Raw genomic sequence first — 14580 nt, forward strand, 5'->3', positions numbered from 1 at the left:
GCAAGAATTGAATAGACATTGATGCCGCGAATGTTAACGTCGGCAGGATACTTATGCAATCGCCGTGGGTTAAAATTTGCTAATTAGCGGACTAATGGATAAATAATAGCACAAAATATCGGTTAAGCGGCGGGGTGGCTGTAATTGTCGGGACCGAAGGATAACAGACAGCTAATCTGCCCGTATAGGCGACTATCATGCTGCGGTTTCTCATCGATAGCATCAAAAAATACAGGTTGTGAATGAGTTATAGTGATGAATGGTTGAGGTTTTATGTGGAAAAATTAATGGTTTGTATATTTTTAGTTATGGCGTTAGCGCACCAATGGCGACGGTAGGCTGTGCCTGTCAACAAGCGCATACAGAAAAGAGCGTAATAGAATGAATGCAAGTGCAATTCCCATCCTGATGTATCACCATGTTGGCCCTAAACCTGGGCTGGTGACGCTGTCGCCCGACACCTTTATCGAACAGATGGCCTGGTTGGCGCGCGCTGGGTGGAAAACCGTGACTGCGGCTGAATTAGAAGGATTTTACCGCGGGGAGCCTTTGCCGCGTAAAAGTGTGATGATCACCTTTGACGACGGTTATTTAGATAATTGGGTTTATGCGTTTCCGGCGTTAAAACTTCTTGGGCTGCATGCGCATATTTTTCTGATTACCAGCCAGATTGGCGACGGACCCGTTCGCCAACTGACGGAGATTGCATTCTCTCACAAAGCGTGTGAGGAAAAAGTCGCCACCGGCCATGCCGACGATGTGATGATGCGTTGGTCTGAAATTGAAGAGATGCAAGCCAGTGGGTTAGTGGAGTTTCACGCGCATACCCATACGCATCAGCGCTGGGACTGGCAAATCACCGATCCTGCTGAGCGCCACCGCGCATTGGAAACCGATCTGCGTTTGTGCCGTGAAACGCTGCTTGCGCGACTGGGGTCGTGTAGCCGCCATTTTTGCTGGCCTATGGGTTTTTATAACCACGATTACGCTGCCATTGCTCAAGCGCAAGGGTTTGACTATCTCTACACCACTGAACGACGGATGAACATGCCCCGACACCTGACCTGGCGCTTGGGACGTATCAGCACCAAAGAGCGAGAAGACACCTCTTGGCTTAAACGGCGGTTGTTTCTTTATACCACACCGGTTATTTCTTCATTATTTGCATTACATAAAGGTCAGCGTTATACCTGAGGTTCTTTTTATGCAATGGCAACGTACCCAGAATAATGTTCCTGGGCATTTTATGTATTTATTTTTCGAAAGTACGTTTCTGTATAAAAAGTATTTACCTTCCGTTTAGCTTCGCTCTCATAAAATTACGCCAGACGTTATACACTCCGTGCATATTCTCGTTTGAGGGTAAGGTGTTGGTTGTTTTTACTAGGTTGTATCCCTTAATCCCATGAGTTATACTAACTGTTTGTTTCTACATCATTTTGAACTATGGCTCGCTACGACCTTCCCGATGAAGCGTGGGCTATCATCCAGCCCTTACTCCCTGCTGAACCAACAACACCACAGGCCGGACGCCCATGGGCTGAGCATCGCATGATTATCAATGGCATGTTCTGGGGGCTGTGCTCTGGTGCCCCATGGCGTGATTTACCTGAGCGATACGACCCATGGAAAACGTTTATAACCGCTTTAATCGATGGTCAAAATCGGGAGTCATTAACATTATTTTCAATAAGTTACTTTCATCACTTGATGCCCATGGCCTCGTGGACTGGTCAGCGACTGCGCTGGATGGTAGCAATATCAGGGCGCTGAAATGTGCTGCCGGTGCTCAAAAAAACATCCCGATATCACCGGAGATAATGGGCTGGGTCGCTCTCGAGGTGGTTTTGGCACCAAAATCCATATGGCTACAGACGGAAGTGGTCTTCCGTTAAACATCGTGTTGAGCCCCGGTCAGGCTCATGAAAGTCAGTTTGCACTACGTCTTTTGGACGGTATTGGTGTTCCACGCCAGAACGGCAGTATGAAACGCCGTGGTCATGCGGTACTCGCTGACAAGGCGTACTCCGGGCATGTATTACGTAACGAGCGGAAAAACAGAGGTATAAAAACTGTCATCCCCCGAAAATCCACTGAAAAAATGGCGGTGGATGGTCGTTCAAAGCTCGATCGTGACGCCTACCGCAATCGGAACGTTGTTGAGCGGTGTTTTGGCCGTCTGAAAGAATACCGTCGCAGTGCGACACGTTACGACAAAACGGCGAGGAATTATCTGGCAATGTTGAAACTGGGCTGCATCCGCCTGTTTTACCAGAGGTTATGTAATTAAGGGACACAGCCTAGGTTTATTTATGAGAAAACGCATTCTCTACACGGAATCCTCTAAGAATGTTGGCGGGCAGGAATTGCAAGCGATGATGCAATTACACGCCTTACAACATTTAGGCTTTGAGGTGCTATTGGCATGTCGCCCGGAAAGTGAAGTTGCTACACTTGCCGCAGAAAAACATATTCCAATATACCCGATTACATTTCGAAATAGTTATCATTTCCCCTCGTTGTGGCGTTTCAGACAGCTTATTAATGAATATCATCCCTTATTTGTCGTCAGTCACAGCGGGCATGATGCAAATATTGCTGCGCTGGCGACCAAGCTGACCTGGAACAAGCCAACGCTCGTGCGGCAAAAAACCTATCTTACCAGCAGGATTAAGCCGTTTAGCACCAATTATCTGGCGGATCAGGTAGTGGTGCCCAGTAGTGGTATGAAGCGCGCAATGGTTGCGGGTGGCTGTCGTGATGAAAAAATTGAGGTAGTCGCACCCGGGTTTGACTTTGCTACCTTGCATGCTCAAAGTGAGCGGCCTTTGCCTGTCTCTGTGCAATGTTGGCTGGAGGCCGGTACGTCGCCTGTCATTGTACAGGTCGGTATGCTGCGTGGTGAAAAAGGACATGATACCGCGTTAGCCGCGTTGGCGGCGCTCAAGCAGTCAGGCCATGCATTTCGTTATCTGATCGTTGGTGATGGCCCTGAGTACAAGGTTATCAACGCGATGATTGCACGCTATGGTTTGCAAGATAACGCGCTGATGGCGGGCAAGCTGTTTCCGGCTGCGGCCGTCTACCGGCATGCAGACCTGGTGTTGATGCCTTCACGTAATGAGTCTTTTGGGATGGCACTGGTTGAGGCGATGTATTTTGGCGTCCCGGTGATGGCGAGTGACGTGGGAGGCATCCCGGATGTTATCCGCCATCAGGAAAATGGCGTATTGCTGCCGTGCGATGATGTTGCGGCCTGGCAGAATGCTATTGCTGATTTCCTTATGCATCCTGCTCCCTACCGTCAGAGGGCCCGCCACGCCTGCGACGACGTGATGTTGCGCTACTCTATCGATGCCTGCGTCAAGAAAATTATCGCATTGGCCTATAAGGAACCCTCACCCGCGGTTTAGGGTGTGGCAACGCCTTAGGTTACGCCAGTACCGTATCCCCGTGCAGTTGGCAACAGCACGCGAGCACATAGCCTTGTGCAATCTCTTCTGCTGTCAGCGTCATGGTGCTACTGGTGGTGTAATCGCCGGAAAGCACTTTGGTTTTGCAACTGCCGCATACGCCTGCGCGGCAGGCGGCATTAACGGGTATTTTATGGCTTTCCAGCGCAGCTAATAGACTGATGCCCACCGGAACACGCAGTGTATTAAGCGGCTGGCGAATTGTCAGCGTCAACTGCTCACCGTCCTCTTCCAGTGATTCAGCACCAATCTGGAACTGCTCTTTGTAAAAACGTGTTGCGGGGACGCCAGCATCGGCGACCAGTGCGGCAACTTGCTGCATATAAGGGGCAGGGCCGCAGGTCATCACAATGCGCTGTGCCAGATCCGGCACGGCTTGTTTCAGTAACTCAGGTGTTAACCTTCCGGCGAGAAAACCAGTTTCGGCGTCAAATTCGGCGACCAACGTCAGCATCAGCTGTGATGGATAGTGTTCTGTAAGGCGTTGCCACTCCGTGGAAAAAATCACCTGCTGTGGGTTACGAACATTAAAGATAACCTGCAAGTGAACGTTGGGGCGGTGCGCCAATAACCAGCGACTCATCGACATAATGGGCGTAACGCCACAGCCTGCGGCCATCATCAGATAACATTCCTGTTCGGCATAACCCGCATCGACGCAGGTAAATTCACCTTGTGCATCGGAAAGCCACAGATAGTCACCGGGTTTGACCTGCTGCGTCAGCCAGTCAGAGCCCGTCCCCTGTTCTACACGCCGCACCGTCAGCGTGATAAACGGGCTTAATCCAGGGGTTGAGGAGAGGGTATAGGCCATATCGTTATACACATCTTTTGGCCATTTTTTGAACAGGATGCTCAGAACCCCGTGAATTAAGGCATTCAAGCCATCCCATTGGCTTTTTGAGGTTCAAAATGCCACTCTGAGATAAACCCGTAACTCATTGATTAAAAAGTGCGTTAGAACGATGTGTATAACGATATGGGTATAGGCCACCTCGTTATACACAAGTCCGCAACGCCTTATATGCCAAGGGTTAGCGGGCTGAAATAGGCAGCCGGTGGGGTTGTAAATGAAGTGAAACCGACGTGTACTATCGCCATTTACGGCGCTGAAAAATGACACGGGATTCAGATGGCTGGGCACACCAAGAACTGGAAGGGGTAAATCTTGGTGACACGAGGCTCAATAAGCGCGCCAAAGGGCTTTTGATACGGCTGGCTGAGAATCCGCAAGCCAGCATTCCGCATGCGTGCCTCGGATGGTCTGAGACGCTGGGTGCTTACCGCTTCATGGAGAACCAAGCATTCGAATGGCGAGACATTCTGCAACCTCACTGGCAGCGTACGCAGGAAAGGATCCGAGAACACGAGGTTGTGCTGTGTATCCAAGACACTACCGAGCTTGACTTCAACGGGCAGCAAATCCAAGGCTTGGGTCCCTTGAACTACGAAGCCAGGCGTGGTCTGTACCTGCATCCGACCTACGCGGTCAGTCCGGATCGCGTGGGGTTGGGCGTACTGGATGCGTGGATGTGGGCAAGAGAGTCGAAGGATGCAGACGGAAAACGCGATGGGCTCAAGGAGAGTACGCGCTGGCTCGAGGGATACGAGCGAGTTGCTGAACTCGCCTCGGAGTTGCCAAACACACGTCTGGTGTACTTAGCCGATCGCAAAGCGGATATCAAGGCGTTGATGCAGCTCGCTGATGACCTTGGCACTCCGGCTGACTGGTTGATCCGCTCGACTCATAATCGCAGTCTGGACTGTAATGAGAAGCTTTGGCAGAAGGTTGGAAAAACCGTGCCGGTGGGAGAAATCCAATTCGTTATGGCGGCTCGCGCGGGGCAGAAGGCGCGTACGGTGAAACAGGCGCTGCGCGTGAAGCGAGTGTCGCTGCGTTGCGGGTTGGCAGTGACTTGTGTGATAGCCAAGGAAATTGAGCCGCCAGCAGGCGTGAAGCCGGTCGAGTGGCGGTTGCTGAGCAATCGCGTACCTGAAGGACGAGAAGATATCGTGGAGCTGATCGACTGGTATCGGGCTAGATGGGAAATCGAGATGTTCTTCAATGTGCTGAAGAACGGCTGCTGTGTCGAAGCGTTACAGTTATCGACCGTGGATCGCATTGAGCGGGCATTGGCGCTGTTCATGATCGTGGCATGGCGCATCGCCTATTTAATGCGTATGGGACGAACCTGTCCAGAGCTGGACGCAATGTTGTTCTTTGATTCCGACGAGACTCATGGAGCTTACCTACTGATGAACAAGCGTATGCCCAAGGGCCGCCCTAAGCTAAACGAAGTATTGCGCTTAGTTGCGCAACTGGGAGGCTTTCTTGCTCGAAAAGGCGACGGTGAACCAGGCGCAAAAACTATCAGGAAAGGCTTGCAGAAAGTCATGACGGCCGCCGAAACGCTACGCGCGCTCAGGCACGAACAGAGATGTGTATAACGAGGTGGGTATAGGCGCGCAGGGTATCGGGGTCGTTGGCAATGCAAACCAGAGCATACTGTCCCGGACGATAGGGGTAGAAATCGTGATTAATCAGCGAAAGCGTCCAGACGTCAGGCGTTTCCTGACGAATGGAGTGAACTTGCATGCGGTTCGGGCATGCGGAGGTCGGTTGTGTCATGTGTGCTCTCCAAACAGCACAAGCGACGCGTTGCCGCGCCGCTTGTTATCCTATTGCTCTCAAGCGGACAGAATAGTGTTGATGTCTTCTTCTACGGTGGTTATCGAACGCATACCGAATTTTTCGTTCAGCACGGCCAGCAGGTTATCCGTCAGGAAGCCGGGGGCGGTAGGACCGGTTCTGATGTTTTTGACGCCCAGCGACAGCAGCGTGAGCAGAATGACGATGGCTTTTTGCTCAAACCAGGAGAGTATCAGGCTCAATGGCAGGTCGTTCACGCCACAGCCTAGTTTTTCTGCCAGTTTCACGGCCAGAATGATGGCTGAGTAAGCATCGTTACACTGACCGACATCGAGCAGACGTGGTAATCCTTCCAGCGTGCCAAAATCCAGCTTGTTAAAGCGATATTTACCGCATGCCAGCGTCATGATTAGGCAATCATCAGGAACACTACGGGTGAAATCGGTGAAGTAGCTGCGTTCACTGCGGCTACCGTCACATTCCCCCACAAGGAACACATGACGTAACTTACCGTTAGCCACCAAATCGATCACGGTATCCGCCGCGCTGAGCAGGGTCTCACGCCCGAAACCGACGGTAATGTTGTGCTCAATTTCACTGTACGGGAAACCGGCCAGGTCTTGTACCTGAGCAATAATCTGGCTGAAATCATCGCCTTCCAGATGGTTGATGCCCGGCCAACCTACAATGCTGCGCGTCCAGATACGATCGCCGTAGTTTCCGACATTCGGGTCGATGATACAGTTGGACGTCATCACGATAGGACCTGGGAACTTGGCAAATTCAACCTGCTGGTTCTGCCATCCGCTGCCGTAGTTACCCACCAGATGCGAGAATTTTTTCAACTCGGGATAGCCGTGCGCCGGTAACATTTCACCGTGGGTGTAAATGTTGACGCCAGTGCCTTCGGTCTGTTCCAACAGCATCCGCAGGTCTTTCAAATCGTGACCGGAAATCAGAATGGCCTTGCCTGCTACCGGGCGCACGTTTACCTGGGTCGGATGGGAATGGCCATAGGCGTCGGTTTCACCTTTATCGAGGATCGTCATCACATTAAAGTTCATTTTGCCAATTGTAGTGGCACACTGATACTGGCCACCTGATCGGAGGTGATATGCTCACCTCATCAACACGACAGGTGACCTCATGGGTAAACATTTTACGGCGGAATTTAAGCTCGAAGCCGCAAAGCTGGTTGTCGACCACGGCTACACATACGTTAAGGCCGCAGAGGCGGTTAATGTCAGCCATTCTGCCATTAGTCGCTGGGTCAATAAGCTTCGCCTTGAACGACAGGGAAAAACGCCAACGGGACTTCCTCTTACCCCTGAACAGCTCGAGCTGCGTGAGATGAAGAAAAAAGTCCAATGCCTTGAAATGGAGAACGAAATCCTAAAAAAGGCTACGGCGCTCTTAATATCGGACTCACTCAACGGTTCACGGTAGTCGACAGGCTGAGGGCGCGATACCCGGTCACGGCGTTGTGCCAAACTTTTGAGGTACATCGCAGCAGCTACAGGCACTGGCAGGCTTCCGCTAATGAACCCGACGGTGAGCGCGTGGTTAAGTGTAGTCGCGTCATGGAAGCCTGGAACGCCAGCGGCGGCTCTGCCGGCGCTCGAAGTATCGCGACCATCGTCACCGGCAGCTCCGGTGTCAAAATGGGGCGCTGGCTGGCTGGCAAGCTGATGAAGGAGCTGGGTATCGCCAGCTGCCAGCGACCGGCTCACAAATACAAACGCGGCGGCAATGAACACGTTGAAATACCGAACTATCTCAACCGCCAGTTCGCGGTTACCGCGCCGGATCAGGTCTGGTGCGGCGATGTGACCTACATCTGGACGGGCAAATTCTGGGCTTACCTTGCGGTGGTGCTAGACCTGTTCGCCCGCAAACCGGTGGGCTGGGCCATGTCGACGTCGCCGGACTCGGCGCTGACAGTTAAAGCGTTGCAGATGGCCTGGGAACTCCGGGGACAACCAACAGGAGTCATGTTCCACAGCGACCAGGGCAGCCACTATACCAGCCGTCAATACCGGCAAGCCCTGTGGCGCTGCCGGATAAAGCAGAGTATGAGTCGGCGGGGTAACTGCTGGGATAATGCGCCAATGGAGCGGTTCTTCCGCAGCCTGAAGACAGAATGGGTGCCGACAAAGGGTTACAACAGCTTCAGCGAAGCCCAGGACGCGATTATCCGCTACATCACGGGGTATTACAGCGCTATCCGGCCTCACTGGTATAACGGCGGCTTAACTCCAAACGAATCTGAGCGACTGTTCTACATACAGTCTAATGCGGTGGCCAATATTAGTTGACCACTACATTTTGATGTTGAATTGAACATATCAAAATCAGGCAATTACACAAATTTATGTACAGGGTCGCATAGAGTCGTTGACCCGGATCATCAAACGCCTCTTAGGCGTATTCATGTTCAGCGAAAGTAGGAATTTTTTACCGTGCAACTTGCCCCCCGATCCATATTGTTTACTCGGGTCATTCGGTATACGCCCATCATCAATCAAAAAACTTTGCTGGCTCATGCCTGCCGTGAAGACCTCATCAACATATTTCTTGTAGAGCCAGGGCGTACCAAACCAGAACACTGGTGACTGAGTGATAATAATATCTGCCCAAAGGTGTTTTTGGACCTCTTCATTAATGTTGTAGCCCTTTTCAATATAAGTCTGCTGAATGTGGTATCCCTTTTTAACCATTTCATCCTTAATCAACGCGACGTATTCTCGGTTAAGTGCTCCTTCGCTGAGGCCAGAATAAGTCTGATGTGCATTGATGATAAGCACGTTTTTTATCCGAGGCTGAGTTGCGCCAATAGCGTCGGTGGTAAAACTGGGTAACACCACAGCGGCGGTGGCTACCAATCCAGCTTTAATAAAGTCACGCAGCTCTCGAGCCACGGCATCCTCACCATTAGTTTGTTTGCCGGCAGATGTGCCGCAGGGGAACCGCCAGTTCTTATCCATCATGTCAATTCCTTTTGCCGTTTTATAAAGAAAGACCCACGAAACCACGATGGCTAGGCTGTGTCCCTTAATTACATAACCTCTGGTAAAACAGGCGGATGCAGCCCAGTTTCAACATTGCCAGATAATTCCTCGCCGTTTTGTCGTAACGTGTCGCACTGCGACGGTATTCTTTCAGACGGCCAAAGCACCGCTCAACAACGTTCCGATTGCGGTAGGCGTCACGATCGAGCTTTGAACGACCATCCACCGCCATTTTTTCAGTGGATTTTCGGGGGATGACAGTTTTTATACCTCTGTTTTTCAGCTCGTTACGTAATACATGCCCGGAGTACGCCTTGTCAGCGAGTACCGCATGACCACGGAGTTTCATACTGCCGTTCTGGCGTTGAACACCAATACCGTCCAAAAGACGTAGTGCAAACTGACTTTCATGAGCCTGACCGGGGCTCAACACGATGTTTAACGGAAGACCACTTCCGTCTGTAGCCATATGGATTTTGGTGCCAAAACCACCTCGAGAGCGACCCAGACCATTATCTCCGGTGATATCGGGATGTTTTTTTGAGCACCGGCAGCACATTTCAGCGCCCTGATATTGCTACCATCCAGCGCAGTCGCTGACCAGTCCACGAGGCCATGGGCATCAAGTGATGAAAGTAACTTATTGAAAATAATGTTAATGACTCCCGATTTTGACCATCGGTTAAAGCGGTTATAAACGGTTTTCCATGGGCCGTATCGCTCAGGTAAATCACGCCATGGGGCACCAAAGCACAGCACCCAGAACATGCCATTGATAATCATGCGATGCTCAGCCCATGGGCGTCCGGCCTGTGGTGTTGCTGGTTCAGCAGGGAGTAAGGGCTGGATGATAGCCCATGCTTCATCGGGAAGGTCGTAGCGAGCCATAGTTCAAAATGATTTAGAAACAAACAGTTAGTATAACTCATGGGATTAAGGGACACAGCCTAGAATAAGGGGGATAGCTAACAAGGATGACAACGATCAGGATTTATTCGGATGCAAAAAGCGAGCACTTAGGATAATTCCCCAAAAGGGGTATGCAAGAATAATGGGATAAACTGTGCTGTGATAAGGCAAGAACAAAAAAAGAACCTTTCGGTTCTTTAAGTGTTGGAGCGGGAAACGAGACTCGAACTCGCGACCCCGACAAGGTCGTGCTCTACCAACTGAGCTATTCCCGCATCATGCTATAAATACTGGCCATCGTAACACTATATAAGATCAATATATACTGCTACCTGGTTAGCGTTGGTCACCAACCTGTCCATGGCGAGCATTTTACTGACCCACTCTGACCCATATCGTTATACACATCTTTTGGCCATTTTTTGAACAGGATGCTCAGAACCCCGTGAATTAAGGCATTCAAGCCATCCCATTGGCTTTTTGAGGTTCAAAATGCCACTCTGAGATAAACCCGTAACTCATTGATTAAACAGTGCGTTAGAAAGATGTGTATAACGATATGACTCTGACCCACCTCGTTATACACAAGTCCGCAACGCCTTATATGCCAAGGGTTAGCGGGCTGAAATAGGCAGCCGGTGGGGTTGTAAATGAAGTGAAACCGACGTGTACTATCGCCATTTACGGCGCTGAAAAATGACACGGGATTCAGATGGCTGGGCACACCAAGAACTGGAAGGGGTAAATCTTGGTGACACGAGGCTCAATAAGCGTGCCAAAGGGCTTTTGATACGGCTGGCTGAGAATCCGCAAGCCAGCATTCCGCATGCGTGCCTCGGATGGTCTGAGACGCTGGGTGCTTACCGCTTCATGGAGAACCAAGCATTCGAATGGCGAGACATTCTGCAACCTCACTGGCAGCGTACGCAGGAAAGGATCCGAGAACACGAGGTTGTGCTGTGTATCCAAGACACTACCGAGCTTGACTTCAACGGGCAGCAAATCCAAGGCTTGGGTCCCTTGAACTACGAAGCCAGGCGTGGTCTGTACCTGCATCCGACCTACGCGGTCAGTCCGGATCGCGTGGGGTTGGGCGTACTGGATGCGTGGATGTGGGCAAGAGAGCCGAAGGATGCAGACGGAAAACGCGATGGGCTCAAGGAGAGTACGCGCTGGCTCGAGGGATACGAGCGAGTTGCTGAACTCGCCTCGGAGTTGCCAAACACACGTCTGGTGTACTTAGCCGATCGCGAAGCGGATATCAAGGCGTTGATGCAGCTCGCTGATGACCTTGGCACTCCGGCTGACTGGTTGATCCGCTCGACTCATAATCGCAGTCTGGACTGTAATGAGAAGCTTTGGCAGAAGGTTGGAAAGACCGTGCCGGTGGGAGAAATCCAATTCGTTATGGCGGCTCGCGCGGGGCAGAAGGCGCGTACGGTGAAACAGGCGCTGCGCGTGAAGCGAGTGTCGCTGCGTTGCGGGTTGGCAGTGACTTGTGTGATGGCCAAGGAAATTGAGCCGCCAGCAGACGTGAAGCCGGTCGAGTGGCGGTTGCTGAGCAATCGCGTACCTGAAGGACGAGAAGATATCGTGGAGCTGATCGACTGGTATCGGGCTAGATGGGAAATCGAGATGTTCTTCAATGTGCTGAAGAACGGCTGCTGTGTCGAAGCGTTACAGTTATCGACCGTGGATCGCATTGAGCGGGCATTGGCGCTGTTCATGATCGTGGCATGGCGCATCGCCTATTTAATGCGTATGGGACGAACCTGTCCAGAGCTGGACGCAATGTTGTTCTTTGATTCCGACGAGACTCATGGCGCTTACCTACTGATGAACAAGCGTATGCCCAAGGGCCGCCCTAAGCTAAACGAAGTATTGCGCTTAGTTGCGCAACTCGGAGGCTTTCTTGCTCGAAAAGGCGACGGTGAACCAGGCGCAAAAACTATCTGGAAAGGCTTGCAGAAAGTCATGACGGCCGCCGAAACGCTACGCGCGCTCAGGCACGAACAGAGATGTGTATAACGAGGTGACTCTGACCAGTCAATAAAATTATCCCTTACCGCTCATCAATTGCTGTTTTTTACGACGCAGAGGTCAGGAATCCAGCAAATCACGCCACGCGGAACTCAAATACTGGAACATGGACCAAAAGGTTAACACAGCGGCAATGTAGAGCGCGATAATGCCCGCGCCTTCGACCATACGCTCAGGGCGCCAGAGTAGACCAACTAGCGCCAGCATTTGCGCCGTTGTTTTCACCTTTCCGATCCAAGACACCGCAACGTGACTGCGTTTGCCAATCTCAGCCATCCATTCGCGCAGAGCGGAAATAATGATTTCGCGCGCAATCATCGTGGCGACTGGCAAAGTTATCCACCACGCATGGTAATGCTCTGCCACCAGTACTAATGCTACCGCAACCATCACCTTGTCAGCCACCGGATCGAGAAAGGCACCAAAGCGCGTGGTTTGCTTCAAACGGCGCGCCAGAAAACCATCAAACCAGTCGGTAACCGCCGCGACTACAAAAATAAAGGCGCACAGCAGCGGTGCCCAATTAAAAGGGAGATAAAATGCCAGCACAAAGAATGGAATAAGGACAACGCGAAACAGAGTTAGCAATGTTGGTATGTTCAATTGCATAGGGATTGGCTACTTTGGCTGGTATCGGTTGGTGGATATGTTGCTACATTGTCCCTAGTGTTTCAATGCATGAAAGATTTTTTCTGCCAATGCATGCGAAATCCCTGGCACATTCGCAATATCATCAATGCTGGCATTTAAAAGTGGCTGCATTCCCCCCAAGTATTTCAGCAACATTTGCCGACGTTTTGGCCCAACCCCTTCAATCAGTTCCAGCGAACTGGTGTTTTTTACTTTTGCCCGCTTCTTTCGGTGCCCGGCGATAGCGTGGTCGTGTGAATCATCGCGAATATGCTGAATAACGTGCAGCGCTGGCGAATCCGCCGGTAAGGCGATCCCTTCCCCGGTCGCTTCGAAAAACAGCGTTTCTAACCCCGCCTTGCGCTCTGTCCCCTTGGCGACGCCGAGCAGCAGCGGTTTGCGTTTATCCCACGGCACCTCCAGCTCATCGAACACCGCGAGCGCCTGCCCCAATTGGCCCTTTCCGCCATCAATAACAATCACGTCAGGAATTTTGCTCTCTTCCAAGGCTTTACCATAGCGACGTTTCAGAACCTGGTTCATGGCCGCGTAGTCATCCCCTGGCGTGATGCCACTGATGTTGTAACGACGATACTCCGAACGCAGCGGCCCATTGGCATCAAACACCACGCAGGACGCCACTGTCTGCTCCCCCATGGTATGGCTGATATCAAAACACTCCATACGCGCGATGTTTTCCAGATGAAGCACCTCAGCCAACGCCTTTAAACGCTGGTGGATAGTGGATTGCTGCGAAAGCTTGGTTACTAATGCCGTGGCGGCATTGGTGAGCGCCAGTTTCAAATAACGGGCACGATCGCCGCGTGGTTTGGTTTGGATATGAATACGTCGCCCAGCGACCTCAAACAGTGATTCCGCCAATACCTCTTTCTCTGGCAACGCAAAATCCAACAATATTTCGCTCGGCAGCGTGCGCGACAAACTGCCTTGCAGATAGAACTGTCCGACAAATGTCTGTACCACTTCCGCCAGCTCGGTTCCGGCCGGTACTTTTGGGAAATAGCTGCGGCTCCCCAGCACTTTGCCTTGACGAATAAAGAGCACATGCACACAGGCCATACCGGCATCGAAGGAAACGCCAATCACGTCCAGATCTTCGCCATCGCCCGAAACAAATTGTTTTTCGGTAACGCGGCGCACCGCCTGAATCTGATCGCGTATACGTGCCGCTTCTTCGAAATCCAACTTACGGCTGGCCGCTTCCATACGTGCGACCAGTTGATTGAGCACCTGCTGATCTTTGCCTGAAAGAAAAAGCCGCACATATTCTACCTGCTGACGGTAGCCTTCTTCACTGACCAACCCCGCGACACAGGGACCAAGGCAGCGCCCAATCTGATACTGAAGACATGGCCGCGAGCGGTTTCGATACACACTGTTTTCGCACTGGCGAATAGGAAAAAGCTTTTGCAGCAATACCAGCGTTTCACGCACGGCATTGCCGTTTGGAAAGGGGCCAAAATATTCCCCTTTGGCGTGCTTGGCACCGCGATGGACGGCTAATCGCGGGTGAGTATCGCCACTGAGAAAGATCATCGGATACGATTTATCATCACGCAGCAATACGTTATAGCGCGGCTGATAGAGCTTGATGTAGTTGTGTTCAAGCAGCAGCGCTTCGGTTTCTGTATGGGTGATGGTGACATCAATCTGATGAATAGCCTTCACCAGCGCTTCCGTCTTACGGCTGGCAACGTTGCTGCGAAAATAGCTTGCGAGGCGCTTTTTTAGATCTTTTGCTTTCCCGACATAGATGACCGTGTTGCTCTCATCGTACATACGGTATACACCAGGCTGGCTGGTGACAGTTTTTAAAAACGCGGGGGAATCGAAATGTTCACTCACTGCT

The 14580-nt window shown here is 51.5% G+C and carries 10 protein-coding genes, 1 tRNA gene and 3 pseudogenes; 6 read left to right on the plus strand and 8 right to left on the minus strand.

Features of this window, described 5'->3' with window-relative positions:
- Positions 1-381: 381 nt before the first annotated feature.
- From ACWWJF_RS25025 to ACWWJF_RS25035, 3 genes and pseudogenes are all read left to right on the plus strand, one after another.
- Entirely contained in the window at positions 382-1194 is an 813-nt protein-coding gene (locus ACWWJF_RS25025; RefSeq protein ID WP_455870861.1) for a polysaccharide deacetylase family protein, read from the plus strand.
- A gap of 252 nt (positions 1195-1446) precedes the next feature.
- Positions 1447-2290: pseudogene (locus tag ACWWJF_RS25030) on the plus strand (IS5 family transposase).
- A gap of 22 nt (positions 2291-2312) precedes the next feature.
- Positions 2313-3413 (plus strand): glycosyltransferase, encoded by a 1101-nt coding sequence (locus ACWWJF_RS25035; protein WP_455870862.1) that lies wholly within the window; start codon positions 2313-2315, stop codon positions 3411-3413.
- Positions 3414-3432: 19 nt separating this feature from the next.
- Here the strand turns inward: ACWWJF_RS25035 and hcr are convergent, their stop codons facing one another.
- Positions 3433-4287, minus strand: coding sequence for an NADH oxidoreductase (gene hcr, locus ACWWJF_RS25040; RefSeq protein ID WP_455870863.1), 855 nt, complete (start codon positions 4285-4287; stop codon positions 3433-3435).
- Positions 4288-4589: 302 nt separating this feature from the next.
- On the opposite strand from hcr, the gene ACWWJF_RS25045 reads away from it, so the two are divergent.
- Positions 4590-5921, plus strand: a complete 1332-nt coding sequence (locus ACWWJF_RS25045; RefSeq protein WP_455870864.1) for an IS4 family transposase — start codon at positions 4590-4592, stop codon at positions 5919-5921.
- Between the two features lie 7 nt (positions 5922-5928).
- On the opposite strand, the pseudogene ACWWJF_RS25050 reads toward ACWWJF_RS25045, so the two are convergent.
- Together ACWWJF_RS25050 and hcp are read right to left on the minus strand one after the other, a co-directional pair.
- Positions 5929-6102 (minus strand): annotated as a pseudogene (locus tag ACWWJF_RS25050) (NADH oxidoreductase); the annotation flags it as partial.
- Between the two features lie 59 nt (positions 6103-6161).
- Positions 6162-7205, minus strand: a pseudogene (gene hcp, locus ACWWJF_RS25055) (hydroxylamine reductase); the annotation flags it as partial.
- Positions 7206-7269: 64 nt separating this feature from the next.
- Here hcp and ACWWJF_RS25060 point away from each other — a divergent pair.
- Positions 7270-8438 (plus strand): IS3 family transposase gene (locus ACWWJF_RS25060; protein ID WP_455870865.1). Its coding sequence is split into 2 segments (ribosomal slippage): positions 7270-7525 and positions 7525-8438, totalling 1170 coding nucleotides; the frame shifts between segments, so codons are not numbered across the junction.
- A gap of 54 nt (positions 8439-8492) precedes the next feature.
- On the opposite strand, the gene ACWWJF_RS25065 is transcribed toward ACWWJF_RS25060, so the two are convergent.
- The 3 genes from ACWWJF_RS25065 to ACWWJF_RS25075 form a co-directional block, all read right to left on the minus strand.
- Entirely contained in the window at positions 8493-9107 is a 615-nt protein-coding gene (locus ACWWJF_RS25065) for an NAD(P)H-dependent oxidoreductase (protein WP_455870866.1), read from the minus strand.
- A gap of 67 nt (positions 9108-9174) precedes the next feature.
- Positions 9175-10019, minus strand: a protein-coding gene (locus ACWWJF_RS25070; RefSeq protein WP_455870867.1) for an IS5 family transposase whose coding sequence is annotated in 2 segments (ribosomal slippage) — positions 9175-9674 and positions 9674-10019 — 846 coding nt in all. Because the reading frame shifts where the segments join, the coding sequence is not laid out codon by codon here.
- A 226-nt stretch (positions 10020-10245) separates the two neighbouring features.
- Positions 10246-10315, minus strand: a tRNA-OTHER gene (locus ACWWJF_RS25075).
- A 421-nt stretch (positions 10316-10736) separates the two neighbouring features.
- Here ACWWJF_RS25075 and ACWWJF_RS25080 point away from each other — a divergent pair.
- Positions 10737-12068 (plus strand): IS4 family transposase, encoded by a 1332-nt coding sequence (locus ACWWJF_RS25080; RefSeq protein ID WP_455870868.1) that lies wholly within the window; start codon positions 10737-10739, stop codon positions 12066-12068.
- Positions 12069-12140: 72 nt separating this feature from the next.
- Here ACWWJF_RS25080 and pgsA read toward each other — a convergent pair whose 3' ends face one another.
- Positions 12141-12689 (minus strand): CDP-diacylglycerol--glycerol-3-phosphate 3-phosphatidyltransferase, encoded by a 549-nt coding sequence (gene pgsA, locus ACWWJF_RS25085; RefSeq protein ID WP_455870869.1) that lies wholly within the window; start codon positions 12687-12689, stop codon positions 12141-12143.
- 54 nt (positions 12690-12743) lie between these two features.
- Entirely contained in the window at positions 12744-14576 is a 1833-nt protein-coding gene (gene uvrC, locus ACWWJF_RS25090; protein WP_455870870.1) for an excinuclease ABC subunit UvrC, read from the minus strand.
- Positions 14577-14580: the final 4 nt, after the last annotated feature.

It is taken from the genome of Symbiopectobacterium sp. Eva_TO, assembly GCF_053848865.1.

What these genes read in the sequence shown, in the direction of transcription:
- ACWWJF_RS25025 (WP_455870861.1), top strand. Translation starts at nt 382, where the DNA reads ATGAATGCAAGTGCAATTCCCATCCTGATGTATCACCATGTTGGCCCT.
- ACWWJF_RS25035 (WP_455870862.1), top strand. Translation starts at nt 2,313, where the DNA reads ATGAGAAAACGCATTCTCTACACGGAATCCTCTAAGAATGTTGGCGGG.
- hcr (WP_455870863.1), bottom strand. Translation starts at nt 4,287, where the DNA reads ATGGCCTATACCCTCTCCTCAACCCCTGGATTAAGCCCGTTTATCACG.
- ACWWJF_RS25045 (WP_455870864.1), top strand. Translation starts at nt 4,590, where the DNA reads ATGACACGGGATTCAGATGGCTGGGCACACCAAGAACTGGAAGGGGTA.
- ACWWJF_RS25065 (WP_455870866.1), bottom strand. Translation starts at nt 9,107, where the DNA reads ATGGATAAGAACTGGCGGTTCCCCTGCGGCACATCTGCCGGCAAACAA.
- ACWWJF_RS25080 (WP_455870868.1), top strand. Translation starts at nt 10,737, where the DNA reads ATGACACGGGATTCAGATGGCTGGGCACACCAAGAACTGGAAGGGGTA.
- pgsA (WP_455870869.1), bottom strand. Translation starts at nt 12,689, where the DNA reads ATGCAATTGAACATACCAACATTGCTAACTCTGTTTCGCGTTGTCCTT.